The organism is Martelella sp. K41-7, assembly GCF_055808365.1.
The window spans coordinates 1,331,275-1,355,472 of the sequence record NZ_CM147867.1 but is presented as its reverse complement, the minus strand read 5'-3'; the positions used below and the strand labels follow the sequence as shown (position 1 = coordinate 1,355,472).

Below are 24,198 nucleotides of genomic sequence, written 5' to 3'. Positions count from 1 at the left end.
CCCAGCCAATTGCGGACCAATCGATGAACACCAGTTTTGACGACCATGATGATTTCAGCCTTGACGACGATACGCTGCATGAAGAATGCGGCGTCTTCGGCATTCTGGGCCATCCCGATGCCGCCGCGCTGACGGCACTCGGCCTGCATGCGCTTCAGCATCGCGGCCAGGAAGCAGCGGGCATCGTTTCTTATGACGGGCAGCAGTTCCGCTCGGAGCGCCATCTCGGTCTTGTCGGCGATCATTACACAGACCCGGCCATGCTGGAGAGCCTCAGAGGCTCCATGGCCATGGGGCATGTCCGCTATTCGACGACCGGCGGCACGGTGCTGCGCAATGTTCAACCGCTTTTCGCCGAACTCGGCGTCGGAGGCATTGCCATTGCTCATAACGGCAATTTCACCAACGGCCTGTTCATGCGCCGCAAGCTGATCTCCGATGGTGCGATCTGTCAGTCGACCTCGGATACCGAGGTTGTGCTCCATCTGATTGCCCGCTCCCGTGCCAAGACATCGTCCGACCGGTTCATTGATGCCATCAGCCAGATGGAAGGCGGCTATTCGATGATCGCCATGACCCGGACAAAGCTGATCGCCGCCCGCGACCCGACCGGAATCCGTCCGCTGGTGATGGGCGAACTCAACGGCAAACCGATTTTTTGTTCGGAAACCTGCGCGCTCGACATTATCGGTGCAAAATTCGTCCGCGATGTCGAAAACGGTGAGGTGGTCATCTGCGAAGAGCAGCCCGATGGCTCGATTCAGATTGATTCGCGCAAACCCGCGCTGAAACAGCCCGAGCGGCTCTGCCTGTTCGAATACGTCTATTTCGCCCGTCCCGATTCCATCGTCGGCGGTCGCAATGTCTATCAGACGCGCAAGAATATGGGCGTGAATCTGGCGCAGGAAGCCCCGGTTGAGGCGGATGTGGTGGTGCCCGTCCCTGACGGTGGCACGCCAGCTGCAATCGGGTATGCACAGGAAAGCGGCATTCCCTTCGAGCTCGGCATCATCCGCAATCATTATGTCGGGCGCACCTTTATCGAGCCGACGCAGCAGATCCGGGCCTTCGGCGTCAAGCTCAAGCATTCCGCCAACAAGGCGGTGATTGCCGGCGCCCGTGTCGTGCTGATCGACGATTCGATTGTGCGCGGCACAACCTCGGTGAAAATCGTGCAGATGCTGCGTGAAGCCGGCGCAAAGGAAGTTCACATCCGTGTTGCCAGCCCGATGATCTACCATTCGGATTACTACGGCATCGACACACCGGATCGTGACAAGCTTTTGGCCAATAACCACGAAACACTTGCCGACATGTGCGAGTTTATCGGAGCGGATTCGCTGCAGTTCCTGTCGATCGACGGGCTCTATATGGCCGTCGGCGGCGAGAAGCGGAACAATGGCCTGCCACAGTTCACTGATCATCAGTTCACCGGGGATTATCCGACCCGCCTACTCGACAGAGAGCACGAGGGTGAGTTTTCCAAGATCGAGCTTCTGGCCGGCAACGGCTGAAGACTGAATTCTTCCGGAGAAGACATCATGAGTAAGTCACTCGAAGGCCGGCTGGCCGTCGTAACCGGGGCCTCTCGTGGCATCGGTTATTTCACTGCATTGGCACTGGCCAGTGAAGGCGCGCATGTGATTGCCTGCGCACGAACGGTCGGTGGACTCGAGGAGCTCGACGACGCGATCAAGGCTGACGGCAATGGCTCTGCCACGCTGGTGCCGATGGATCTTGCCGATATGGGTGCTATTGACCGCCTTGGCGGTTCGATCTTCAAGCGCTGGGGCAAGCTCGACATCATGGTTGCCAATGCCGGCGTGCTTGGTGTTGTTTCACCGCTCGCGCATCTGGAAGCCAAGGTATTCGAGCAGGTCATGACCGTGAACGTGACCGCCACCTGGCGGCTGATCCGTTCTCTCGAGCCGCTCCTGCTGCAGTCCGACGCCGGACGCGGCGTGCTGATCTCCTCTGGTGTTGCCCACACATGCCGGCCGTTTTGGGGTGCCTATGCGGCTTCAAAATCCGCAGTGGAAGCGCTGGGCCGCACATGGGCGGGCGAAACCGCGCACACCCCGATCAAGGTCACCAATTTCGATCCCGGCCGCACCCGTACCGCCATGCGCGCGCAGGCAGCCCCCGGCGAAGATCCGATGACATTGCCACATCCAAGCGAAGTCGCGGCCAAGATCGTGCCGCTGACAGATCCGGCATATCAGGAAAGTGGCAGACTGTTTGTTTTCCGGGAAGATAAGCTGAAGGACTACCGCTTGCCGGAATAAGGTTCGGGCCAAAAGGGAAAGACACGACATGGCAACCTGGTTGAATGAACCGGCGGAATGGACCACAGAAGACAGCACGCTCGAACTGGTGACCGACAACGCCACCGACTTCTGGCGCAAGACCTTCTACGGTTTTGTCCGCGACAGCGGGCATGCCTATGTCGAACCGGTTTCGGGTGACTTTTCCGCCAGCGCGACCATGACGGCCGACTACGAAACGCTTTACGATCAGGCGGGCCTGATCCTGCGCATCGACGAAACCCACTGGATCAAGGCGGGCATCGAGTACACTGACGGGCTGATGCATTTCTCGACCGTCGTTACCCGCGATGTCTCCGACTGGTCGGTGATCCCGCTACCTCAAGCGGATCCCAAGACACCGGTTTCGATCCGTATAACCCGGCATGATGACGCGGTGCGGGTGCAGTTTCATCTCGGCGACGGCCACTGGCAGTTGGCACGTCTCTGCCCCTTCCCTGCATCTGATGCCCAGATCGGGATGACCGCCTGCACGCCGGAACGCGCAGGCCTCAAAGTGCGGTTTTCAGGCTTTACGGTCGGCTCACCGATCTCGCGCGAACTTCACTGACCGGGTATCAGGCCTTTCGCATCCGCCACATCAGGCCGGCGCAAACGGCCAGCAAAGCGAACGCGCAGAGGCTCACAGCCTCAAATCCAATCCCTGCATAAAGCCCGCTCATAAGCAGCGGGCCGAAAAACACGGCAATATAGGTTGCTGTGGTGTTCAGGCCGATCAGCGTACCGCGTGCTTCAGGTTTTCGCTGTGCCAGCAGCAGCACGGTCAGATTGAGACCATAATGGTTGAACATGCCGAGCAGAAACGTTGCCAGCAGCGACGACCAGTAGGCCTGCGTGACCACAAACAGCGACAGGTAGAGAAACGCCGATCCGGCAAGGAAAAACGGAAAAAGCCGCGCCGGACCAAAGCGGTCGACATGCCCTGCCAGCGCTCCGCCGAATCCGAATCCAAAACCATATGCCATCACAGCAAGGCTCGCGGCCCAAGCAGAAATACCAAGCGTTTCTCGCATCTGGTGGCCGAGCAGAGCATAGCTTCCATAAAATGCAATCATGAACAAAAGCCCGGTCGAAAGCAGGCTGACAACCCCGCGAACGCGGATCACTTCACGGCGACTGAAACGTTTGGCGACAGGCGCCGGTGCACGATCACCGGTAACAGCAAAGACAGCCGCCGCTGCTACAGCCAGAACAGAAAGTGCCCCATAGGCAATACGCCAGTCGAGAACATCGCTGAGCAGTGCGGAAAGCGGCACGCCACAGATCAGCGCAATCGACCAGCCTGAAAGCACAAAACCAAAGGCCCGCGCACCCTGCCCTTCCGGTGCGGAACGCACAGCTTCGGAGTAGATCGCGGGCAGCAATACACCCGTCGCAAGTCCGGCCACGGCCTGAAACAAGGCCAGCACCTGCCAGGCATGACTGAGAGCAGAACCGGCAAAGCCCGCTGCGATCAGCAGTGCCGAGACGGCGAGCACCAGCCGCATGGCATACCGGTCAATCAGCTGTGAAAGAAAAAAGCCGAAAAGGCCGTTGCGCCGCCGAAAGCGGAAATCGCCCATGTTATCGAAACCGCGCTGGTATCAAGCGCCGCCGCCACATCCCCGAGGATCGGCCCGAGAATAAAGGAATTCGCGCCGATCAGAAAGACGCCGGCGACAAGCGCCGCCAGCCTTAGGCGAAGAAGCAGAGGTGATTGCACGGAAAGGCCTGTGTGTGGTGATTCACTTCGACCATTATCCGTGATCCCGGGCGACAATCAACCGCCCGTCCGGGTGAATCCTATGCCTGCCTTGCAATCCAGTCGTGGTCGGGATGGTTCTTGAAGCGCCACTTGCGCATCGGCCCGGCCATGACGTTCAGGTAATACATCTCGTAGCCATGCGGCGCGCCGCATGGGTGATGGCCCTTCGGCACCAGCACTACCTCGCCATCGTGAACGGCCATGGTCTCGTCCAGTTCGCCATCTTCCGTGAACACTCGCTGGAAGCCGAAACCCTGCGAAGGGTTCAGACGGTGGTAATAGGTCTCTTCCAGATATGTCATCTCCGGAAAATTATCCTCGTCATGCCGGTGTGGCGGATAGGACGACCAGTTGCCGGCCGGCGTGAACACTTCCGTCACCAGCAGGCTGTCAGCAACATCGCGGTCTTCCATCGCAATCGGATGGATGTAGCGGGTGTTGGAGCCCTTGCCGCGTTCTTCCAGCCCAATATCCTCGATGACCTGCGCCTTGTGGCCACCGTGGCCGGGCGCCGAACAGACGGCGAGCGTGCAGTCGGTGTCAGCCGTAGCAGACCAGCCGGCATGATCCGGCACATAGACGGCAGCAGGCTTTTCTCGCTCGAACACATTCATGCGTTTGCCGAGTGTACCGAAATCCTCGCCCGCGCCGGAAATCCTGGCCTTGCCTTCAACGAGTACGAGAATCACCTCGCGGTCGCCGGTGTCTTCGGAAACACTCTCACCGGCGGACAGGTGATAAAGTCCGAAGCCGACATAGCCCCATCCCGCACTTTCCGGTGTGATGTCATGGACCTTGCCGAGGGTCCCGTTCGGTTTGACCAGCAGTTTGCTCATCGCGATATCTCCTCGTCGTCTATTATTGCAGTCCGGCTTCACGCGCTGCCGCCTTCAGCGCTTTCAGCCCCATGCTCTGATAATGGGAGGGGTTGCGCACCGCCGGGTCCTGTTCAGCCTCGATCACGACCCAGCCGGAGTAGTCATGCTCGGCAGCAATTTTCAGCACGCTCACGAAATCGACCATGCCCTCCTCGTCACCGGGAACGGTGAAGACGCCGCGCCGCACCCCCTCCAGAAAACTCAAACCCTCACCCTGGACCTGCTGCATGATCGCGCCACGCACATTCTTGGCATGGATGTGGGCAACGCGCGCCATATGACGACGCGCAAGCGCCGCCGGGTCGCCGCCGCCGAAGGTGGCATGGCCTGTATCGAGCAGCAGATGCACATCCGGTCCGGTCAGCGCCATCAGCCGGTCGATCTCCGCCTCGCTCTGGATGATCGTGCCCATGTGATGGTGATAGACCAGCGCGATGCCGCTTTCGGCGCAGTAGGCGCCAATCGCATCAAGCTTGTGTGCAAATACTTCCCACGCCCCCTCGTCAAGCACCGGCCGGTCGCCAAGGGCAGCTGCATCATTGCCGTGAATGGCGTTGGACGTTTCACAGACAATGCAGACCCTCGCGCCCTGCGACTTCAGCAGATCAAGATGCGGGCGGATCGCGGCCTTTTCATCGTCTACGGAATGAACAAGCAGGTTCAGCGAATGCCAACCAGAAACAAATTTCAACCCGTGTGCCGAAAGCACTGCCGAAAGGGCTGCCGGATCGGTCGGGAATTTATGGCCCTTCTCAATGCCATCGAAGCCGATTTGGGCGGTTTCCGAAAGGCAGGTTTCAAGCGAAATATCGGCGCCGAGGCTCTGGTCGTCGTCGTTGGACCAAGCAATCGGATTGGTTCCGTAAAGGATCATGGTTTACCCTTTCAAAGGCAAAAGAAACTCAATCGAAGGCCCGCTGACGGGTGCGGTCTTCGAGATAGGTCTTGCGCGCCGCATTAACTTGGTCACGTTCGGAGACCTCCGGCACGGCCACATCCCACCAGTTGCCACCGGCTTCCGTGGTGATCATCGGATCCGTGTCGATCACGATCACATGGCTTCGGTCGCTGGTTTTCGCCCGCTTCAGCGCTTCCTCCAGTCCTGCGATGTCATCGACTTTCTCGGCGATGGCGCCAAGCGCCGCAGCATGGGCGGCGAAATCGATATCGGAGGGAACGACATGGCGTGCGGTGTCGATCAGATTGTTGAAGCTTTCGCCGCCGGTTGCCCGCTGCAGCCGGTTGATGCAGCCAAAGCCACGATTATCCAGAACCACCACTGTGATCTTCTGGCCGAGCATGACAGAGGTCGCCAGCTCGGAATTCGCCATCAGATAAGAGCCGTCGCCGAGCATGACGATGACATCGCGCTCCGGCAGGGCCATCTTGACGCCGAGCCCGCCGGCGATCTCGTAGCCCATGCAGGAATAGCCGTAGTCGAGGTGATAGCCATTGGGCAGTTCCGTCTGCCAGAGCTTGTGCAGTTCGCCGGGCAGCCCGCCGGAAGCACACACCACCACGGTATCATCGCCGCTCTGGCGTTGGACCGCGCCGATCACATGACCATCGCTCGGCAGCGCGTTGCCCGCCGGCGCATCGGTCGCGGCCGCAACCGAGGTCATCCATGCTCTCTTGAGTTCCGGATCAATTGCAGACGCCCGACGGCCGCCAAGCTTCTCGCCCAGCATCTCAATCGCTACGCGGGCATCCGCAACCAGCGGCAGCGCATCGTGCTTGTAGCTGTCGAAGGCCGTGACGTTGATAGCCAGAATGCGCCGCGCCGGGTTCCGGAACACCGACCAGGAACCGGTGGTAAAGTCCTGAAACCGTGTCCCGAGGCCGATCACCAGATCGGCATCAGCAGCAATGGCATTGGCAGCCGACGAGCCGGTCACACCGATAGAACCGAGGTTCAGCGGATGGCTTGCCGGCAGCGAGGACTTGCCCGCCTGAGTTTCTGCCACGGGGATCTGATGGGTTTCCGCAAAGGCTTTCAGCGCATCGGTAGCACCGGAATAAAGAACGCCACCGCCCGCAACGATCAGCGGGCGTTTCGCCGCCTTGATGGCTTCAACGGCACGCAAAAGCGCATCCGCATCCGGAGCCGGACGGCGCTGGTACCAGATTTTCTCGCCAAAGAAGCTTTCCGGCCAGTCAAAGGCTTCGGCTTGCACGTCCTGACAGAAGGACAGTGTCACAGGACCGCAGCGTTCCGGATCTGTCAGCGTTGCGAGTGCGCGCGGCAGCGCGGTCAAAAGCTGTTCGGGACGGGTGATCCGGTCGAAATAGCGGCTAACGGGACGGAAGCAGTCATTGGCCGAAACCGTGGCGTCGTCAAAGTCCTCGACCTGCTGCAGCACCGGATCCGGCGCACGGCTGGCAAACATGTCGCCGGGGATCAAAAGCACCGGCAGGCGGTTCACATGGGCCAGCGCACAGGCCGTGACCATATTGGTCGCGCCAGGCCCGATGGAGGTCGTCACCGCCATAGCCTGCCGGCGGTTCTTCGCCTTGGCATAGGCGATTGCGGCATGGGCCATGGTCTGCTCATTGTGGCCGCGCCAGGTCGGCAGCAAGTCGCGCGCGCCGTAAAGCGCCTCGCCAAGAGCTGCGACATTGCCGTGCCCGAAAATCGCCCAGCAGCCCGGAATAACTGGATCACCGTCTTCATTCTTCTGGGCAATAAGATAGCGCACCAGTGCCTGTGCGGCAGTCAAGCGTATCGTTTTCATCAAACCGCCTCATCATTTGTATGCTGTTTGGCCTGTTGTCGCGCGTCATCCCAGTGACGGCAGAACCGGCGATATTTCTCTGTCATTTCGACCATGGCCTCATCATCGCTGATGGAACCGGAAAGCCATGCGCGGGCCGAATCGGCAAAGATCGAACGGCCTACGGCAAAGCCCTTGACCAGCGGGAAACCCGCAGCGGTCCTGAAGCTTGCAACCAGTTCTTCTTCCGGTGCATCGAGACCGAGCACCACGATACCGCGGGTATGGCTGTCATTGCGTTCAATCGCGGCTGAGACATTGGCCCACGCTGCTTCGGAAACCAGCGGCTCCAGTTTCCACCAATCGGGATAGATGCCAATTTCATAAAGCCTTTCGATCACTCGCGCCGCACTCATGTCATCGGTCTCGCCATGCTTTGATGACACGACTTCCATCAGGAATTCCAGCCGGTTGCGGCGGGCAGCGGCGAAAAGACGCTTCAAGGTCGCCTCTTGGTCGGTTTTCAGCGCGTCGTCATCATCCGGGTGATAGAAACACAGCACCTTGACGACATGCTCCGCCGGCCATTCGGTAAAACCACCCATATCCTCGCCAAGCTCCGGCTCAAGCGTCAACGGGCGTGACCCCGGCCACTCCGTCGGACGACCGATCCAGAGACCGGTTCCAGCGGCCTTGTACAGTGCCGAACGGCCGATCCTGCTGTCGCAGAGAATACCGTGTCCCGGACTGTTATTGGCCACATCCAGTGCGGCTTTGAGGCAAAGTTCCTTGAAGACGGCCAGCTTTTCGGCCGAAGCACCGCACTCTTCGGCCATGTCCTCCAACTGGATCCGGTGATCAAAGGCAAAGACGCGCATTTCCGGCCATTCACCATGACGGTTGGTCGACCAGTGCAACTGCTCCAGCGCCTTGTCCTTGCGCAGCGCCTGTGTCGAGGAACCATGCTCCAAAAAATACTCAAGCTCGGTCAGGCTGGGATAGGCTGGTGTGCAGCCGTGGCGCGAGACCGCGAAAGCGCCACAGGCATTGGCGATCGTCAGGCTCTCGGCCCAGTCCCGATCTGTCAGCCAGCCTTTCAGGAGTCCGGCCATGAAGCCGTCACCGGCACCGAGCACATTGAAGACCTCGATGCGGAAGCTCTTTCCCGCAACGCCGCCGTCGATGTCATCGGGGATATCGTCCTCGAAGGCCGAGGCGCCATCTGCGCCGCGCTTCAACACCAGCGTTGCCGCACTTACCTTGCGCACGTTCTTCAGCGCCTGCAGGGTATCCGTCGTACCGCCAGCGATGTGGAATTCCTCTTCGGTACCGACGATCAAGTCAAAGAGAGTAAGAGTCGATTGCAGCTTGGCTGTCACCTTTTCCGAAGCAATGAAACGGTTTTCGCCGTCGCCATGGCCGGACAAGCCCCAGAGATTGGGGCGGTAGTCGATATCGAGCGCGGTGCGCGCGCCATGCTTGCGGGCCAGTTTCAGCGCTTTCAGCACTGCCGCTTCTGTCTGTGGGTTGGACAGATGCGTACCGGTTGCCACCAGCGAGCGCGCGCGGGCAATCAGCGCCTCGTCGATATCCGCCTCGCACAGCGCCATGTCGGCGCAGCTTTCACGGTAGAAGATCAGCGGAAACTGTTCCTCGTCCCGAATGCCGAGGATCACCAGTGCCGACAAGCGTTCCGGGTCGGTGACAACGCCAGTGACGTCGACCCCTTCCCTGGCCAGCTCCTCGCGGATGAAGCGCCCCATATGCTCATCACCGACGCGGGTGATAAGACCAGACTTCAGCCCGAGACGGGCAGCGCCGGTCGCCATGTTGGTCGGCGAGCCTCCGAGATATTTCTCGAAGGACAGCATGTCTTCCAGCCGACCGCCGACCTGGGCGCCGTAAAGGTCGACCGAGGATCGGCCGATGGTGAGACAATCGAGTTCATGCATGCTCTAGACAGTGCCTCCCAGCGAAGATTCGAGTTCAACAAGTTCACGTCCGCCGGCCATCAGATCCTGAAGCTGTTCGGCATTGATCTCACCACGCTTCGCAGTGCCCAGCGTCTTGCCGTGATTGATGACAGTGAAACGGTCGCCGACGGCCAGCGCATGGCGGACATTATGTGTGATGAAGACCACGCCGATGCCCTTTTTGCGCACCGCGTCGATGGTGGACAGCACATTGGCCGTCTGGCGCACGCCCAGCGCCGAAGTCGGCTCGTCGAGGATCAGCACGCGAGCGCCGAAATAGACCGAGCGCGAAATCGCAACCGTCTGCCGCTCACCGCCCGAAAGCGTGCCGACGGCCTGATCGGCCGAGCGCAGCTGAATACCCATCTTCGCCATTTCCGCGACTGTGACGGCGCCGGCTCGTCTGTGGTCGAACACTTTTATGGGACCGATGCGCCGTTCCGGTTCACGCCCCATCCAGAAATTGCGGGTGACCGACATCAGCGGGATCATCGCCAGATCCTGATAGACCGTGGCAATCCCGGCGGCCATCGCATCGCGCGGATCGTTGAAGCTGACTTCCTTGCCGTCGACGAGAATGCGACCATAGCTCGGTTTGTGAACGCCGGACATGGTCTTGATGAAGGTGGATTTGCCGGCACCATTGTCACCGAGCAGACAATGGCATTCTCCGGCCATCACCGAGAGCGACACACCGGCAAGGGCAATCACCGGGCCGAAATGCTTTTCGATATCTTCGAGTTCGATCAGAGGTGCGCTCATGTCTAGCGTTCTCCCGTGATGCGGCGACGGATATAGGTGTTGAGAATGACGGCGAGCAGCAGAATAACGCCGAGGAAAACCCGGAACAGAGAGCTTTCGACCCCAGCAAAAAACAGGCCCTGCTGAACAACGCCAAAGATCAGTGCGCCAAGGGCTGCGCCGATCACCGAGCCGTAGCCGCCGGTGAGCAACGCGCCACCGATGACGACCGAAATGATCGCCTCGAACTCCTTCAACAGGCCGCGGTCCGCCGCTGCCGAGCCGAACTCCATCACCTGGCAGGTGGCGAAGATAGTGGCGCAAAATGCCGTCAGCATGAACATCAGAATTTTGACACGGTTGACCGGGACGCCGACATAGCGCGCGGCCTGCGCATCACCACCGGCGGCAAAGATCCAGTTGCCGAACTTGGTGCGCACCAGCATGAAATGACCGAGCACCACCAGAACAACCGCCCACACCATCAGCATTGGAATGCCCTCGACAACCGGTTGTCCGGCGCGTGGCCCCGCAACGAAGGTCGAAATCATGTCATGTTCGGCAAGCCAGCTGAACAGCCCGGTCAAAACCTTGCCGCCGAAAAGCGAGGCTACGAAATCGCCCTCGGATGCCTCGCGAACACCGCCGATAATGGTCTTGCCGGTGGTCGAGATGGCGATGAAGATCGTCAGGCCACGCAGGATGAACAGGAAGGCGAGCGTCACGATAAAGGACGGCAGGCCGGTGCGGATCACCAGAAATCCGTTCAGCGCGCCGATGGCAACCGCGACCGCAAAGGCAGTCAGGATGGCAAGCCAGGCGGGCCAGCCCAATTGCACTGTGAGAAGAGCGATCACGATACCGGCAAAGCCGATCATCGAGCCAATCGACAGGTCGAACTCGCCCGCGATCATCAACAGGCAGGCGCCGACGGCGATAATCGCGAACTGAGCGGACACTGTGCCCCAATTGATGAAGCCTTCGGCCGAAAACATGCCGCTGTCGCCGGCAATCGTTGCAAACAGCAGGAATACGAGAATGGTGCCGCAGATGGAGCCGAGCTCGGGCCGGATCAGCGCCTTGCGCCAGCGTGGCACGGGGCGCATGCGCTCTTCGAGGATCAACTCCTCGATTGGCCGGTGCGGCTTTTGTTGTTGGGATTTGGACATCGATTTCTCTCCGCCACGCAGGCAATGGTTTTCTGGGCCGGCGGCTCTTTTTGACATCCGGCAGGGCTCGGTCTTTCAGGGTACCGGCAGGATGCCGGAGAAACCGCCACGCGACAAAAGCCGCGCGGCGGCGCCATTGTCAGACGTTAGCGATACTGACCTGCATATTTCTCAACCAGTTCGATATTGCTGTCGGTGATGAAGCCCGGACCCGAATTGATCGAGTTGCCCGGCATCACGCCGTAGCGGGCATAATTGGTCAGAATGACCACCGGCAGGTATCCTTGCAGATAGGGCTGCTGGTCGATCGCAAAATCGATGGTGCCAGCCTTAATAGCATCGGCGATCCCGCTCGAAAGATCGAAGGTGCCGAAATAGACTTCGCCCGCCTGGCCCGCCTCATCGAGAGCCGCGATCGTCGGCTCGGCAGAGTTGGGACCGAGCGTCAGGATAGCGCCGGTATCGGGGTTGGAATTGAGATAGGCCATGACCTTCGACTTGACCTCGGAAGGGTCCATGCCGCTGTCAATCATCTGCTGGCCGAGTTCGACACCGAGACCGTCGGCAAAGCCCTGGCAGCGTTCAACTGATGCCGGATTGGTGATGTAGTGGTTGACGCACAGGAAGCTGTCGGCATCCGACTCCTTCTTGGCCCGCTCCCCGGCCAGCTTGCCAGCCATATATTCCGGCTGCCCCACATGCATCATTGCACCAAGCTGTTTCGACTGCTCCTCGGTGCCTGAATTGATGGTGATCACCGGAATGCCCTTGGCCACGGCATCCGAAACCGGTCCCGACAGCACGTCATAGTCGGCAATCGTCACGATGATACCATCCGGGTTGGACGCAGCCGCTTGCTGGACGATACGGCCCATATCGGCAAGGTCGCCCGTCGGCGGGTTGCGGTATTCCACTTCAACATCCATCTGGTCGCCTGCAACATTGATGGCGTTCTTGATGGTGTTCCACCAGCTGTCGCTGTCGGGCGCATGCGAGATCAGAACGAAGCGCTCGCCTTCGGCCTGCGCCGCAACAGGCGCCAGGCTCGTGATTGCGACAGCCGTTGCCGCCAGCGCAAGAAATCTTGTTTTCATGATTAAGTCCTCCTCCAAGGATGAATTCGCCCCAACCTCCTCCCGGCAAGGGCAGATTTCAGTACCGAAACGCAAATAGCTCTGCGTTTCGCGAAAGGAATTTAAATTCTATTTACGAATCATTGCAATATTTATTTTCTATTTTTTCGGCTTTCGCGAGCGGCACCGACCGAAACGGCCAGCGAGATGGCAAGCGAAAGCGAGCCGGACAACGCGCGAAAGGCCCCGACATCGGGCTCGGCCACATGCAGCGTGGTAGCGCCAAGCTGCACCAGCGGGCTGGTGACATAATCGGTGATCGCAACAAGCCCGGCGCCGCGCGCCTTGCCTGCCTCTGCGATTTCCAGCGTCCGCTCGGTATAGGGGGCAAAGGTGACGGCGAGCACGGCATCGTCGGCGCGGATCGTGTGTTCGAGACCGAGACCGGCGGTGCCCGTATGCAACACCGCAGGGATGCCCATCTTCTCAAACGCATAGGCGAGATAGGACGTCACGGGAAAGGCACGCCGAAACCCGGCAAGGTGGATCGTTTCCGCCCTGGCTAGCATTTCAACAGCATCATTCAGCGCTTCGGTTTCCACCGAGGTCAAAAGATTTTCGAGCGAAATCCGGCCGACTTCGACAAATTCGGCAAGAAGTGCTGCCGGGCTGTCGGAACCGTGACCGCGCAGCGAATCGAGCCGTGTAGCGTAGTCCGGCCATTTCCGCGAATAGTCACTGCGGAATAGCCGCTGCATCTGGGAGAAGCCGGAGAAACCGAGTTCCTGGCAAAACCGCATGAAGGCCGATGGCTGAACGCCGGCTTCCGCTGAAAGCTCGGCAACTGTCGATACCGCGACACGATCAGGGTTGGCGGCAACGAAATCGGCGCACTGTTTCAGCCGCTTCGGAAACGCCGATGAACGCTCCGCCAGGCGGGCAAAAAAGGCGTCGATCGTATCGGGCGCGGCACTGGCGTGGTTGGACATGAGGGGCTCCGTGATTGCGCTTGACATATTCCACAATTGATGTTTTTAGAATTTTTATTCTATTTTCACAAGCGACACAAGATCGGTCGCGGATACGGGATTGCGGGAGGACATATGACTGTATCGATTGCACTTTTGGGCGCCGGACGGATCGGGCGTGTCCATGCGCGCGCCGTGACCTCGGTTGCAGGCGTCAGGCTCGCTGCCATCGCCGACGCCAACACCGACGCCGCCAATGAAATCGCGGCGACCTACGAGACCGCGGTTTCGACGATCGAGGAGATTGCCGCCGATGCCAGCATCGATGCGGTGATCATCGCCACCCCGACCGGCACCCATGCCGACCTGATCGAAAAATTTGCGCGCGCCGGAAAGGCGATCTTCTGCGAAAAACCCGTCGACCTCGATTCGGCGCGGGCGCGCCAGTGCCTTGCCGTGGTCGAGGAAACCGGCACCCGGCTGATGCTAGGCTTCAACCGCCGCTTCGACCCCAATTTCCAGGCCCTGAAGCAGACGATTGCCGACGGCAAGATCGGCAATCCGGAAATGCTGCACATCATTTCGCGCGACCCCTCCCCGCCGCCGATTTCCTATCTTGCCTCCTCAGGCGGTTTCTTCAAGGACATGACGATCCATGATTTCGACATGAGCCGTTTCCTGCTCGACGAGGAAATCGAGACGGTGCAGGCCAGTGGATCGGCGCTGATCGATCCGGAAATCGGCAAGATCGGTGATTACGACAGTGCCTCGACGCTTCTGACTACGGTTTCCGGCCGCCAGTGCACGATCTCGAACTCGCGTCGCGCCACCTTCGGCTATGACCAGCGCATAGAGGTTCTGGGCTCCAAGGGTGCGGTCTCCGCCGAAAACCTCCGGCCTGCATCAATCGAACTTGCCACCGCCGAGGGGTTTCTGCGTCCGCCGATCTATGATTTTTTCATGACCCGCTACGTAGACGCCTTTGCCGCCGAAATCCGCAGTTTTGCAGAAAATCTGAAATCCGGGGCTGCAATGTCGCCGAGCGGCGATGACGGGCTGAAGGCGCTTGAAATCGCCGAAGCAGCTGACACCTCGGCCCGGGAAAAACGTCTGGTTTACATTTCGGAAATCCGGGGCTGACGGAACCTTGCGGTCCCCACCGGGATCGTTGAAAAACCGGAATCCCCACAAAAGCCCGAGACCGACCGGAATGACCGGCGTTTCGGGTTCTTGCGTTGCGTGATCATCGACTTAGATCATGAAATCCTCTCAAGCGGCTCGCGCCGGGCGGCCGGATTTGCGATAATGGAAACCCGATCTGAAGGAATCTCCATTGACCGCACAGCAAACCCGTCCCGCTCCCGCCGAACCGCTCACCGTTCTGCGCGAAATCTACGGTTATTCCGAGTTTCGCGGCAAACAGGCAGCCGTGATCGAGCAGGTCATCTCAGGTGGCGACGCCGTGGTGCTGTTTCCCACAGGTGCCGGAAAATCCCTCTGCTATCAGCTGCCCGCGCTCTGCCGAAACGGCGTCGGCGTGGTGATTTCGCCGCTGATTGCACTGATGCGCGATCAGGTTGAGGCGCTGAAGCAGCTCGGTGTGCGGGCTGCGGCCCTCAATTCCTCACAGTCCCAGGATGAATTCGTCACGACACGAAGGGCTTTAGCGCGGCATGAACTCGACGTCCTTTATGTCACGCCGGAACGGGTGGCCACGTCCGGCTTCATGGAGATGATGCGCGATCTCGATATCGCGCTCTTTGCCATCGATGAAGCCCACTGCGTTTCCCAATGGGGGCATGATTTCAGGCCGGAATACCGGTCGCTCGACCGGCTTGCCGAGGCCTTTCCCGGCGTGCCGCGTATGGCGCTGACGGCAACCGCCGATCCGCATACCCGCGAAGATATCATCGAACGGCTGGCGCTTCAGAATGCGGCCGTGTTCACGACCTCGTTCGATCGCCACAACATCACCTACGAAATCGTCGAGCGCGAACAGCCGCGCCGCCAGCTTCTGGATTTTCTGTCCCGCCACAAGGGCGAAAGCGGCATTATCTACTGCCTGTCGCGCGCCAAGGTGGAGGAAACTGCCGAATGGCTGAACACGCAAGGGATCTATGCGCTGGCCTATCACGCCGGCATGCCACGCGAGACCCGTGATGCCCATCAGGATGCTTTCCTGCGCGAGGAAGAACTCTGCCTTGTGGCTACCGTCGCCTTCGGCATGGGGATCGACAAGCCGGATGTCCGCTATGTCGCCCATCTCGATCTGCCAGGTTCGGTGGAGGCCTATTATCAGGAGACCGGGCGCGCCGGCCGAGACGGCCTTCCCGCCGATGCCTGGATGGTCTACGGCATGGCCGACGTCACCCAGCGCGGCCGCATGATCGACCGCGGCGCCTCCGCCGATGAGGTCAAGCGCGTCGAGCGCACCAAGCTCAATGCGCTGCTCGGCATCTGCGAGACGGCGGACTGCCGCAGACAGGCCATTCTTGCCCATTTCGGCGAGCAGCACGGCGGCAATTGCGGCAATTGCGATACCTGCCTGTCGCCGGTCGAAACCTGGGATGGCACCGAAGCGGCCATCAAGGCCATGGCCGCGATCTACCGCACCGGAGAGCGTTTCGGCGCCGGCCACCTGATCGATGTGCTGACCGGCAAAGAAACAGAACGAACCGAGAGCTTCGGCCATAACACCATGCCGGTTTTTGGCGCGGGCAGGGATATCGCGCCCAAGACATGGCAATCGGTCTATCGCCAATTGCTGGCAAAGGGCCTGATCCGCGTCGATCACGATGCCTATGGCGCCCTGAAGCTCGAGCCCGAGGCCCGCGCGGTGTTCAAACACGAGCTTTCGCTGCGGTTCAGGGTCGACCGCACGCCCAAGGGCAAAGCGTCCTCCGGCGCGCGCAGGCGCAATGATGCGAAAGCAGCTCTTTCCGAACATGATCAGGCGCTGTTCGAGGTCCTGCGCACAACCCGCACAGCACTGGCAAAGGAGCTTGAAGTTCCGCCCTACGTCATCTTTCCTGATGCGACATTGATCGCGCTGGCCAGCCAGCGCCCCGGTTCAGCGGAGGCAATGCTTGAGATCCAGGGCGTCGGAAAAACCAAACTGCAGCGCTATGGCGCAGAGTTTCTGGACGCCATCCGCGCCCACGGCTGACGAAAAGCCGGGCACTGCCTTTCCGGCTCCCCCTTGATTTTCAACGGAACAATTTCCTTTCCGCTTGGTTTAACGGGAGAATCCCCAACCGAAGGAGAGATTGTGATGAGCAAGATCGACAAGGAAAAGGAAACCGAACGCACGCTGCGCCAGGTCGAAAATATGGGCGCGGGCGGCCATCTCGGCGGCACCTATTTCGGGCAGGAACCGGATGCCAGCACATCGGCAAATCACGGCAAATCGCAACAGAACGGCAATAGCCCTTCATAACAACCGCAGCCCGAAAGCGGCCTGAACCAAGACCCGCCGCCTGACAGGACGGCGGGTTTTTCCGTTCAACGCGCCGGACAAAGGAACGGTATCATGACCACTACAAAACAGACGAAGACCGCCATTCTCTATCGCATGGTCATGCCTGATCATGTCTGCCCGTTCGGCCTGAAATCGCGCCATCTGCTGAAGAGCAACGGCTATGAGGTGGAAGACCATCATCTTACGACCCGGGAGGAGACCGATGGCTTCATGGAGGAACACGGCGTCAAGACGACACCCCAAACCTTCATCGACGGCAAGCGCATCGGCGGCTACGACGATCTGCGCGTTTTCTTCAAGCTTGACCCACCGCCGGAAGAGCAGAGCGAAACCAGCTACAAGCCGGTGATCGCGATCTTTGCTGTGGCGCTTCTTCTGGCGCCCGGCCTGTCCTGGCATCAATACGGAACACTGCTGTCGCTGCGCGCTGTCGAATGGTTCATCTCGCTGTCGATGACTATTCTCGCGATCCAGAAGCTGCAGGATGTCGAGAGCTTTTCCACGATGTTCCTGAATTACGACCTGTTGGCCCGCCGCTGGGTGCCCTATGGCCGCATATACCCTTTCGGCGAGGCGCTCGCCGGCATTTTGATGACCGCCGGCGCGCTCGTCTGGTTGTCGGCGCCGGTCGCCCTTTTCATCGGTATCGTCGGTACGGTCAGCATCTTCAAGGCGGTCTATATCGACAAGCGAGAGCTCAAATGCGCCTGTGTCGGCGGCAGTTCATCCGTTCCCCTCGGCTTTGTTTCACTCACCGAAAGCGTGATGATGACGCTGATGGGCATATGGATGCCGCTGAAGGCATTGCTGTTCTGAAACAAGCGGACAGGGCGACGACGCCCTGCCCTTTTCGCTTTGAAGCCTGATCAGCCTGCCGCCAGACTGGCATCGGCTTCAGGTTCTTCAGCACCGCCGGCGATGATGACCGGCACCAGCAGATCGCCCCAGCTTCTGGTGCCGCCATGGTGGCGGGCAGAGCGGATGATCTCGACCGAAACCCCGGCATCGACCGCCCGCATGACCGACTGATTGAGCCGGTGCAGATCATTGGCAACCATGCGGATGGCGGCCTGTTGCTCGCTGGACATGCGCGTGGCCTGAGCCTCGGCACGTTCCTTGACATTGATCTTACGCGTCATGTTATCTCCTCCTCATCGAAAAGAATGCTGGTGCCTTATTCAGCAGCATGAAACTGGGCTGTTTCGGTGGATTCGCCCATCGCTGTTGTCGAGCCGGTACCGCCGGTGATCGCCATCGAAACCGCATCGAAATAACCCGTCCCGACCTCGCGCTGATGCCGTGTTGCGGTATAACCGTTGGCTTCGGCGGCGAACTCCGCCTGCTGCAATTCGCTATAGGCGGCCATTTGCCGGTCGTTGTAGCCGCGTGCCAGTTCGAACATGCCGAAATTGAGCTGGTGGAAACCCGCAAGCGTGATGAACTGGAACTTGTAGCCCATGGCGCCCAGCTCTTTCTGGAAGCGCGCGATCTCGTCATCACTGAGATTTTTCTTCCAGTTGAAGGATGGCGAGCAATTATAGGCGAGCAGCTTGCCCGGATGATGTTTGTGCACGCCCTCGGCAAACCTGCGGGCCTGATCGAGATCCGGTTTCGAGGTTTCACACCAGATCAGGTCGCAATAGGGTGCATAGGCCACGGCGCGAGCAATACAGGCTTCGAGCCCGTTTCTGACCCGGTAAAAGCCCTCCGCCGTCCTTCCCGCTTCATAATCAACGAATGGCTGGTCGCGCTGATCGATGTCGGAGGTCAGCAGCTTGGCCGCTTCGGCATCGGTGCGGGCAATGACCAGCGTCGATACGCCCATGACGTCTGCGGCAAGCCTTGCCGCCGTCAGATTGCGGATATGGGCGGCGGTCGGGATCAGCACCTTGCCGCCCAGATGTCCGCATTTCTTTTCAGATGCGAGCTGGTCTTCAAAATGCACGCCGGCAGCGCCGGCCTCGATATAGGCCTTCATGATTTCGAAGGCGTTGAGCGGTCCGCCGAAACCGGCCTCCGCATCGGCAACGATCGGCGCAAACCAGGTCTCGACTGAGAGTTCATTGCCTTCCGAAATTTCAATCTGATCAGCACGTTGAAGTGTTTTATTGATGCGTTTTACCAACTCCGGACCGGCATTGGCCGGATAAAGCGACTGATCAGGATACATCGCAGACGCCGTATTGGCGTCAGCGGCGACCTGCCAGCCGGACAGGTAAATCGCTGTGAGCCCGGCCCGGACCATCTGCATGGCCTGATTGCCAGACTGGGCTCCGAGTGCGTTGACGAAATCCTCATCATGGATCAGCTGCCACAGCCGTTTGGCGCCTTCCTCTGCCAGTGTTGCCCGGATCTGAACCGAACCGCGAAGACGGCGCACATCCTCGGGACCATAAGGCCTTTCAATACCGTCGAAACGCCCGGCAGGTGCACCGTCAACAATTCTGTAAAACTCAGTCATGCCTGTTCTCCTCCTCAAGACAGTTTGAATGCAGTCACGACACAAAACATCAATATGACCGCATTTGATGTGACAAACTTAACTGAATTGACAAATGAAAAGCCACAGAATTGCGACTAATCAATTCATAAATCGGGTCATCTTGTATTCTGCTTGACTGTTTCGTTTTGTAATGTTGTAAATTATGTCAACATGTATTCACGCAAGTCTGGGAGCAAAAAGGTGGCAGAGAAGAAGATTTTCGCAGGGCCGCGTCTGCGGCGGATCCGCAAAGGGCTCGACCTGACGCAAACCGCAATGGCCGAGGCGCTCTCAATCTCGCCGTCCTATCTCAATCTGATTGAACGCAACCAACGCCCCCTGACCGTTCAGCTTGTGATGAAACTGGCGACCGTTTACGGCATCGATATCGGCGAGTTACAGGGAGAAAGCTCAGGCACGATCAGCCAGCTCAAATCGGTATTCTCGGATGCCTTGCTTTCAGGAGAACTGCCCGGCGATCAAGAGCTTCTGGAGGTGGCTGAAGCGGCCCCCAACGCCGCGCTTGGCGTGATCAAGCTTTACCGTGCCTATTGCGAACAGGCCGCCCGCCTGTCGGACCTCACCACCCTTCTGGCCCATGAGGGCCGCGAAACACATCTGCCGGGAAAACGCTTGCCGCATGAGGAGGTCCGCGACGCAATTTCACGCCGCCCCTATTTCTTCGACAGTGTCGACCGCGCCGCCGAAGCCCTGCACAACGAACTCGCACCGGGCGACGACCTTTCCGCCGCATTGAAGACATGGCTGACGGAGCGGCACAGCATCGCCGTCAGGGTCTTGCCACCGCACGCCATGGTCAATCTCGGCCGCCGTTTCGACAGGCATACGATGCGGCTGTTCATTTCGGCGCGTTTCTCCCCCTATGACCGCCAACGCGAAATCGCCATTGAGGTTGTCCTTCTGGCGCTGGCTGAACCGATAGCGCTGGCCATCGACGCTCTGGCCCTTTCTAGCGACGAAGCCCGGCGGATCGCCCGTTTCGAGCTTGCCCGCTACGCCGCGCTGGCAGTGATGATGCCTTACGATGCGTTCATCGAAGCTGCCCGCCGTGACCGGTTCAACATCGGGCTTCTCTGCGGACGCTTCGGCGTTTCCTTTGAGCAGGCGGCAATGCGTCTGGTCAGCCTGCAGCGTCTGGAAAACGCCGGCCTGCCCTTCTTCGCGATGGAAATCGACCAGGCCGGCAATATTTTGCGACGCATCGGCGCAGAAGGTTTTCCGCATGCGGGCTTTCGCGGCGAATGTCCGCGGCTTGATCTTTATGATGCCTTCTCGCGGCCCGGCCGGATCGTTACCCAGAATGTGGAAATGCCGGATGGCATCGGCTATCTCGCGATCGCACGCACACTGGAAGGCCCGGAACCGGCAATAGGCGAGCGGCCGCACCTGACTGCAATCCTGCTCGGGCTGCGCCGGGACAAGGCCGCAGCAACCGTGTATGGCGCCATTGGCAGCGCCAGCGCGGAAGCCATTCCGATTGGGCCGGTCTGTCGTCTTTGCGAGCGTCCCGGCTGTCTTTCACGCGCAGAGCCGCCGGTCACCCGCCCGCTCGGACTGGACGAAATGGTCGCCGGGCTTTCGGCCTTCGACTTCCGCTGAACCTTTCCAAACTCTGAGGTCTCGGCCACGCCGCCCTGCCGACACCCCGGCGAAAACAGAACCTCAGAACTGGTCTCGTCCAGCGCGGGTGGAAATCGTCGATCACAAGAGGGTGACTGTGGGTGCGGTGGCCGTCGAGATGCGGATGGTCGAGCGGGAGGTTGTCATGGCTGTGTTCCAAGGCTTCGTCTTCCCCGCCTGCAGGCCACTGGATGAAACAGACCGCGATACCCAGGCTCGCAAGACCTGCCAGCACCACGAGCGCGGCAACCACGCCGAATTCCGTCATCAGCCAGCCGGAAAGCGGATAGGTCAGCAGCCAACACGCATGGGAGAGCGCAAATTGCGCGGCAAACAGAGCCGGCCGGTCTTGCGGATGCGCAGAGCGACGCAGCAGACGCCCGGACGGTGTCAACACGGCCGCATAGCCTAAGCCGACTGCGAGCCAGGCGCCAAGCAGCCCGGACCACGCCAACCCGCCAAATACGATGCCTGCAGCAAGCGTCAGCAGCGTGACCACCATCAGCCCTGCGCCCGCCAGCATGACAGGCCGATCCGCAACACGGTCGAGAATTTTCGGCAGCAAAAGAGCTGCCGTCATCGACCCGGCGCCGAAGGCAAACATGGTCCAGGCGAGATCGCTGGCGGAAAGGCCGAGCAGCCCCCGCACCAAAACAACCGAATTGACCAGCACCATGGCACCCGCCGCGGCAACGGCAAGGCTGAGCGCAAGGAGCCCGCGCAGCCGTGGTGTGGCCAGATAAATCCGGATACCGCGCGTGGTGCGGTCATAAATGCCACGAGTTTCTGATGCCCTGGGGCTCGGCAGCAATACCGAGACAACGAGCAGCGCGGATGCAAGGAACCCGACCATCGTGCCGAGAAACAGCACATTGTAGCTCATCACCGCCAGCAGCAATGCGGCAAGCGTGGGGCTGACAATGTTTTCAAGGTCGTATGCCAGTCGCGAAAGCGAAAGCGCCCTTGTGTAGCGCGCCTCTTCAGTCAGAACGTCGGGGATCGTCGCCTGAAATGTGGGCGTGAACGCAGCCGATGCCGATTGCAGCAAGAAGATCAGCAAATAGACCTGCCAGACCGATGTGACAAACGGCAGCGCCAGCGCCGCGCCGGCGCGCACCAGATCGAGCGTGACGAGCAGCATCCGCCGGTTGACCCGCCCGGCGAAGGCACCGGCAACCGGCGCGATGCCGACATAGGCAACCATCTTGATGGTGAACACAGTGCCGAGAACCATTGCCGCGCCCTCGCCTGCAAGGTCATAGGCCAAAAGCCCGAGCGCGACCGTTGCCAGCCCGGTGCCGAGCAGCGCCACGATCTGCGCCAGAAACAGGTGGCGATAGGTGCGATCGGTGAGAATCTCCAGCATATCGGTCTCACAGATAACGGGTGATGGCCTTCAGCTCGGCGCGCTCGGCGTCTGTGCCGTCAGCGTCAAGGCAATGGTCCATATGATCGTGAATCAGGGTCTGCTTTGCATTGCGGACCGCGCTTTCCACTGCCTGCAATTGCTGCGCGACATCAAGACAGGATCGCCCGGCCTCAATCATCTCAACAACGGAACGCAGGTGCCCCTCGGCGCGCTTCAGCCGCGCGACGACCCTGGGATGACTTTCATGTCGGTGTGTATCGCTCATGCACGCAGTTTATCCTCCCCAGGGGGATATGGAAAGGTGCTTTCTACGCGCTCCAGAATGACCTTCTGAAAGCCTGCCACCAAACTCTTGTGCGGATGTTTCAGGGCTTGGTGGGTTTCCAGCCACGCTCCGACAATGGCTGATCCGGTGCTTCGATGGTGATGAAGCTTGCGAGTTCCGGACCGAAGGTCGGCAGCGCCATCGGGCAGCGAACGCCCGGCAATACGCGCACGTCGAAAAGCTCCTTGATGCCGCCTTCGAGGCGAAGCCATTCGACGATATCGCCATTGGCTGTGTTCACGATCTGCAGACCGCACCACGCCTCGGCTTTGCGCTTTTCCAGCTCGTCCTGAAGATTGAGCCCGGAGAACACGCCCTCGCGCCGCGCAAGCGAAAGCCCGACGAAGGCGTGCCCCTCATGAAAGGACAGGCCGCGCAAGAAGCCGGGACAGAATGCGACGTGTTCCCGCTTCCGGCTTTCCAGATCAAGCCGGGTGAGAAAGCCATTCCCGGAATCGAGAAACCACAGCGCGCCATCATGGAGGCGCGGCGAGTGCGGCATAGACAAGCCTTCGGCGACAATTTCATCGGTTTCGATATCGACGACCACGCCGCCATCACGGCGATGTTCGCGCCAGCCATCGACGATATCCGAGGTCGAAACCGACGTGACAAATCGCGGAACGCCATTTTCCATGGCAAGACCGTTCAGGTGGCACCGATCTTCCGGCGCCAGTCTGGAGATGAAAGGCGGGCGCCAGACCGGCTTGAACGAATGCGCGACGCTGTCTGTCGCCAGACACGAGTATTTCGTGTTGACGAAAATCAGACGACCGGCGGCGTCGATGCCGAGCTCGTGGACATCCAGATCGGAAACCGTCTGGCCGCGACGCGGCACATAGAGCTTGTCGAACTGGCCGTTTGCACGCTCATGGGGCGCCAGCACATTTTCGAAGCGCCATATCTGCGCAAGGCCGGCCAGAAGAAGACGTTGCTGATCGCCGATCAACCCCATCGCCCTCACGAAATTGCGCTGATGCAACGACAACGATCCGTTGGGCAACGTCCCGACAAGAAACAGCTGTCCGGTCTGATAGGACGTAAACGCGACAGAACAATTGTGCATCGCCAGCCACTGCGGAAACCCGCGTGAACAGGTCACATTGGTCTGAAGAACCGAGGGGTCTACCGGCTCTTCCGGCGCATCCGCGCGATCCTGCGAGGGTGGCGCTTCCGATGCGCCTGATGGCTGAGCGATGCCTTCAGCGGCGGCGGCGGCATCCTTCGTTTCGGACAGATCGGCGGGCATGCGGTATTCCTGTGCATTGGGTAAGATCAGGGCGGCAGAGAAATCTCTTGCCGCTCTGAGATGTTTTCGACGG

At 59.9% G+C, this 24,198-nt stretch carries 22 protein-coding genes; 8 read left to right on the top strand and 14 right to left on the bottom strand.

Features of this window, described 5'->3' with window-relative positions:
- Positions 1-23 precede the first annotated feature (23 nt).
- The 3 genes from purF to AC0L7L_RS06445 are packed head-to-tail and all read left to right on the top strand — an operon-like array spanning position 24 to position 2,874.
- Positions 24-1,514 carry an amidophosphoribosyltransferase gene (gene purF / locus AC0L7L_RS06455; RefSeq protein WP_473512861.1) on the top strand — a complete coding sequence of 497 codons (1,491 nt, stop codon included), beginning with the start codon at positions 24-26 and terminating at the stop codon, positions 1,512-1,514.
- 27 nt (positions 1,515-1,541) lie between these two features.
- The gene (locus tag AC0L7L_RS06450; RefSeq protein ID WP_473512858.1) at positions 1,542-2,285 is read left to right on the top strand and encodes an SDR family NAD(P)-dependent oxidoreductase; all 744 of its coding nucleotides are present in this window, start codon (positions 1,542-1,544) and stop codon (positions 2,283-2,285) included.
- Positions 2,286-2,313: 28 nt separating this feature from the next.
- On the top strand, positions 2,314-2,874 hold the full coding sequence (locus tag AC0L7L_RS06445; protein ID WP_272210946.1) for a DUF1349 domain-containing protein: 561 nt from the start codon (positions 2,314-2,316) through the stop codon (positions 2,872-2,874).
- A 7-nt stretch (positions 2,875-2,881) separates the two neighbouring features.
- Here the strand turns inward: AC0L7L_RS06445 and AC0L7L_RS06440 are convergent, their stop codons facing one another.
- The 9 genes from AC0L7L_RS06440 to AC0L7L_RS06400 all read right to left on the bottom strand — a co-directional run bounded on the left by AC0L7L_RS06440 (position 2,882) and on the right by AC0L7L_RS06400 (position 13,602).
- On the bottom strand, positions 2,882-3,886 hold the full coding sequence (locus AC0L7L_RS06440) for an MFS transporter (RefSeq protein WP_473512856.1): 1,005 nt from the start codon (positions 3,884-3,886) through the stop codon (positions 2,882-2,884).
- Between the two features lie 220 nt (positions 3,887-4,106).
- Positions 4,107-4,904: a 5-deoxy-glucuronate isomerase gene (gene iolB / locus AC0L7L_RS06435; RefSeq protein WP_272210941.1), complete on the bottom strand. Its 798-nt coding sequence runs from the start codon at positions 4,902-4,904 to the stop codon at positions 4,107-4,109.
- A gap of 22 nt (positions 4,905-4,926) precedes the next feature.
- Positions 4,927-5,820: a myo-inosose-2 dehydratase gene (iolE, locus tag AC0L7L_RS06430; RefSeq protein WP_473512853.1), complete on the bottom strand. Its 894-nt coding sequence runs from the start codon at positions 5,818-5,820 to the stop codon at positions 4,927-4,929.
- A gap of 28 nt (positions 5,821-5,848) precedes the next feature.
- Positions 5,849-7,678: a 3D-(3,5/4)-trihydroxycyclohexane-1,2-dione acylhydrolase (decyclizing) gene (gene iolD, locus AC0L7L_RS06425; RefSeq protein WP_272210938.1), complete on the bottom strand. Its 1,830-nt coding sequence runs from the start codon at positions 7,676-7,678 to the stop codon at positions 5,849-5,851.
- The gene (locus AC0L7L_RS06420; RefSeq protein WP_473512851.1) at positions 7,678-9,609 is read right to left on the bottom strand and encodes a bifunctional 5-dehydro-2-deoxygluconokinase/5-dehydro-2-deoxyphosphogluconate aldolase; all 1,932 of its coding nucleotides are present in this window, start codon (positions 9,607-9,609) and stop codon (positions 7,678-7,680) included. The genes iolD and AC0L7L_RS06420 overlap by 1 nt, the downstream gene beginning before the upstream one ends.
- Before the next feature lie 3 nt (positions 9,610-9,612).
- A complete protein-coding gene (locus tag AC0L7L_RS06415; protein WP_473512849.1) occupies positions 9,613-10,392 on the bottom strand; it encodes an ATP-binding cassette domain-containing protein in 780 nt (259 codons plus the stop codon).
- A gap of 2 nt (positions 10,393-10,394) precedes the next feature.
- Positions 10,395-11,477, bottom strand: a complete 1,083-nt coding sequence (locus tag AC0L7L_RS06410) for an ABC transporter permease (protein WP_473513804.1) — start codon at positions 11,475-11,477, stop codon at positions 10,395-10,397.
- 209 nt (positions 11,478-11,686) lie between these two features.
- The gene (locus tag AC0L7L_RS06405; protein ID WP_272210933.1) at positions 11,687-12,634 is read right to left on the bottom strand and encodes a sugar ABC transporter substrate-binding protein; all 948 of its coding nucleotides are present in this window, start codon (positions 12,632-12,634) and stop codon (positions 11,687-11,689) included.
- A 131-nt stretch (positions 12,635-12,765) separates the two neighbouring features.
- Complete coding sequence (locus tag AC0L7L_RS06400) at positions 12,766-13,602, bottom strand: MurR/RpiR family transcriptional regulator (RefSeq protein ID WP_473512847.1); 837 nt, start codon at positions 13,600-13,602, stop codon at positions 12,766-12,768.
- Between the two features lie 114 nt (positions 13,603-13,716).
- Here AC0L7L_RS06400 and iolG point away from each other — a divergent pair, with 114 nt between their 5' ends.
- From iolG to AC0L7L_RS06380, 4 genes are all read left to right on the top strand, one after another.
- A complete protein-coding gene (gene iolG / locus AC0L7L_RS06395) occupies positions 13,717-14,721 on the top strand; it encodes an inositol 2-dehydrogenase (RefSeq protein ID WP_272210930.1) in 1,005 nt (334 codons plus the stop codon).
- Between the two features lie 193 nt (positions 14,722-14,914).
- Positions 14,915-16,747, top strand: coding sequence for a DNA helicase RecQ (gene recQ, locus AC0L7L_RS06390; RefSeq protein WP_272210929.1), 1,833 nt, complete (start codon positions 14,915-14,917; stop codon positions 16,745-16,747).
- 105 nt (positions 16,748-16,852) lie between these two features.
- Positions 16,853-17,017, top strand: a complete 165-nt coding sequence (locus AC0L7L_RS06385; protein WP_272210928.1) for a hypothetical protein — start codon at positions 16,853-16,855, stop codon at positions 17,015-17,017.
- A gap of 93 nt (positions 17,018-17,110) precedes the next feature.
- On the top strand, positions 17,111-17,875 hold the full coding sequence (locus tag AC0L7L_RS06380) for a glutaredoxin (RefSeq protein WP_272210927.1): 765 nt from the start codon (positions 17,111-17,113) through the stop codon (positions 17,873-17,875).
- A 50-nt stretch (positions 17,876-17,925) separates the two neighbouring features.
- Here AC0L7L_RS06380 and AC0L7L_RS06375 read toward each other — a convergent pair whose 3' ends face one another.
- Positions 17,926-18,198, bottom strand: a complete 273-nt coding sequence (locus AC0L7L_RS06375) for an SMc00767 family acetate metabolism repressor (RefSeq protein ID WP_272210926.1) — start codon at positions 18,196-18,198, stop codon at positions 17,926-17,928.
- Positions 18,199-18,233: 35 nt separating this feature from the next.
- Positions 18,234-19,520: an isocitrate lyase gene (gene aceA, locus AC0L7L_RS06370; protein ID WP_272210925.1), complete on the bottom strand. Its 1,287-nt coding sequence runs from the start codon at positions 19,518-19,520 to the stop codon at positions 18,234-18,236.
- 222 nt (positions 19,521-19,742) lie between these two features.
- On the opposite strand from aceA, the gene AC0L7L_RS06365 reads away from it, so the two are divergent.
- Positions 19,743-21,161, top strand: a complete 1,419-nt coding sequence (locus AC0L7L_RS06365) for a helix-turn-helix domain-containing protein (protein ID WP_473512829.1) — start codon at positions 19,743-19,745, stop codon at positions 21,159-21,161.
- On the opposite strand, the gene AC0L7L_RS06360 is transcribed toward AC0L7L_RS06365, so the two are convergent.
- The 3 genes from AC0L7L_RS06360 to AC0L7L_RS06350 form a co-directional block, all read right to left on the bottom strand.
- Positions 21,100-22,548: an MFS transporter gene (locus AC0L7L_RS06360; RefSeq protein ID WP_473512825.1), complete on the bottom strand. Its 1,449-nt coding sequence runs from the start codon at positions 22,546-22,548 to the stop codon at positions 21,100-21,102. The genes AC0L7L_RS06365 and AC0L7L_RS06360 overlap by 62 nt on opposite strands.
- A gap of 7 nt (positions 22,549-22,555) precedes the next feature.
- Positions 22,556-22,816, bottom strand: a complete 261-nt coding sequence (locus tag AC0L7L_RS06355) for a metal-sensing transcriptional repressor (RefSeq protein ID WP_272210923.1) — start codon at positions 22,814-22,816, stop codon at positions 22,556-22,558.
- 100 nt (positions 22,817-22,916) lie between these two features.
- On the bottom strand, positions 22,917-24,125 hold the full coding sequence (locus AC0L7L_RS06350; protein ID WP_473512819.1) for a TIGR03032 family protein: 1,209 nt from the start codon (positions 24,123-24,125) through the stop codon (positions 22,917-22,919).
- Positions 24,126-24,198: the final 73 nt, after the last annotated feature.

Bases quoted from the DNA above. Each gene is read 5' to 3' on its own strand.
- purF (WP_473512861.1), top strand. From the start codon at position 24: ATGAACACCAGTTTTGACGACCATGATGATTTCAGCCTTGACGACGAT.
- AC0L7L_RS06450 (WP_473512858.1), top strand. From the start codon at position 1,542: ATGAGTAAGTCACTCGAAGGCCGGCTGGCCGTCGTAACCGGGGCCTCT.
- AC0L7L_RS06445 (WP_272210946.1), top strand. From the start codon at position 2,314: ATGGCAACCTGGTTGAATGAACCGGCGGAATGGACCACAGAAGACAGC.
- AC0L7L_RS06440 (WP_473512856.1), bottom strand. From the start codon at position 3,886: ATGGGCGATTTCCGCTTTCGGCGGCGCAACGGCCTTTTCGGCTTTTTT.
- iolB (WP_272210941.1), bottom strand. From the start codon at position 4,904: ATGAGCAAACTGCTGGTCAAACCGAACGGGACCCTCGGCAAGGTCCAT.
- iolE (WP_473512853.1), bottom strand. From the start codon at position 5,820: ATGATCCTTTACGGAACCAATCCGATTGCTTGGTCCAACGACGACGAC.
- iolD (WP_272210938.1), bottom strand. From the start codon at position 7,678: ATGAAAACGATACGCTTGACTGCCGCACAGGCACTGGTGCGCTATCTT.
- AC0L7L_RS06420 (WP_473512851.1), bottom strand. From the start codon at position 9,609: ATGCATGAACTCGATTGTCTCACCATCGGCCGATCCTCGGTCGACCTT.
- AC0L7L_RS06415 (WP_473512849.1), bottom strand. From the start codon at position 10,392: ATGAGCGCACCTCTGATCGAACTCGAAGATATCGAAAAGCATTTCGGC.
- AC0L7L_RS06410 (WP_473513804.1), bottom strand. From the start codon at position 11,477: ATGCGCCCCGTGCCACGCTGGCGCAAGGCGCTGATCCGGCCCGAGCTC.
- AC0L7L_RS06405 (WP_272210933.1), bottom strand. From the start codon at position 12,634: ATGAAAACAAGATTTCTTGCGCTGGCGGCAACGGCTGTCGCAATCACG.
- AC0L7L_RS06400 (WP_473512847.1), bottom strand. From the start codon at position 13,602: ATGTCCAACCACGCCAGTGCCGCGCCCGATACGATCGACGCCTTTTTT.
- iolG (WP_272210930.1), top strand. From the start codon at position 13,717: ATGACTGTATCGATTGCACTTTTGGGCGCCGGACGGATCGGGCGTGTC.
- AC0L7L_RS06385 (WP_272210928.1), top strand. From the start codon at position 16,853: ATGAGCAAGATCGACAAGGAAAAGGAAACCGAACGCACGCTGCGCCAG.
- AC0L7L_RS06380 (WP_272210927.1), top strand. From the start codon at position 17,111: ATGACCACTACAAAACAGACGAAGACCGCCATTCTCTATCGCATGGTC.
- AC0L7L_RS06375 (WP_272210926.1), bottom strand. From the start codon at position 18,198: ATGACGCGTAAGATCAATGTCAAGGAACGTGCCGAGGCTCAGGCCACG.
- aceA (WP_272210925.1), bottom strand. From the start codon at position 19,520: ATGACTGAGTTTTACAGAATTGTTGACGGTGCACCTGCCGGGCGTTTC.
- AC0L7L_RS06360 (WP_473512825.1), bottom strand. From the start codon at position 22,548: ATGCTGGAGATTCTCACCGATCGCACCTATCGCCACCTGTTTCTGGCG.
- AC0L7L_RS06355 (WP_272210923.1), bottom strand. From the start codon at position 22,816: ATGAGCGATACACACCGACATGAAAGTCATCCCAGGGTCGTCGCGCGG.
- AC0L7L_RS06350 (WP_473512819.1), bottom strand. From the start codon at position 24,125: ATGCCCGCCGATCTGTCCGAAACGAAGGATGCCGCCGCCGCCGCTGAA.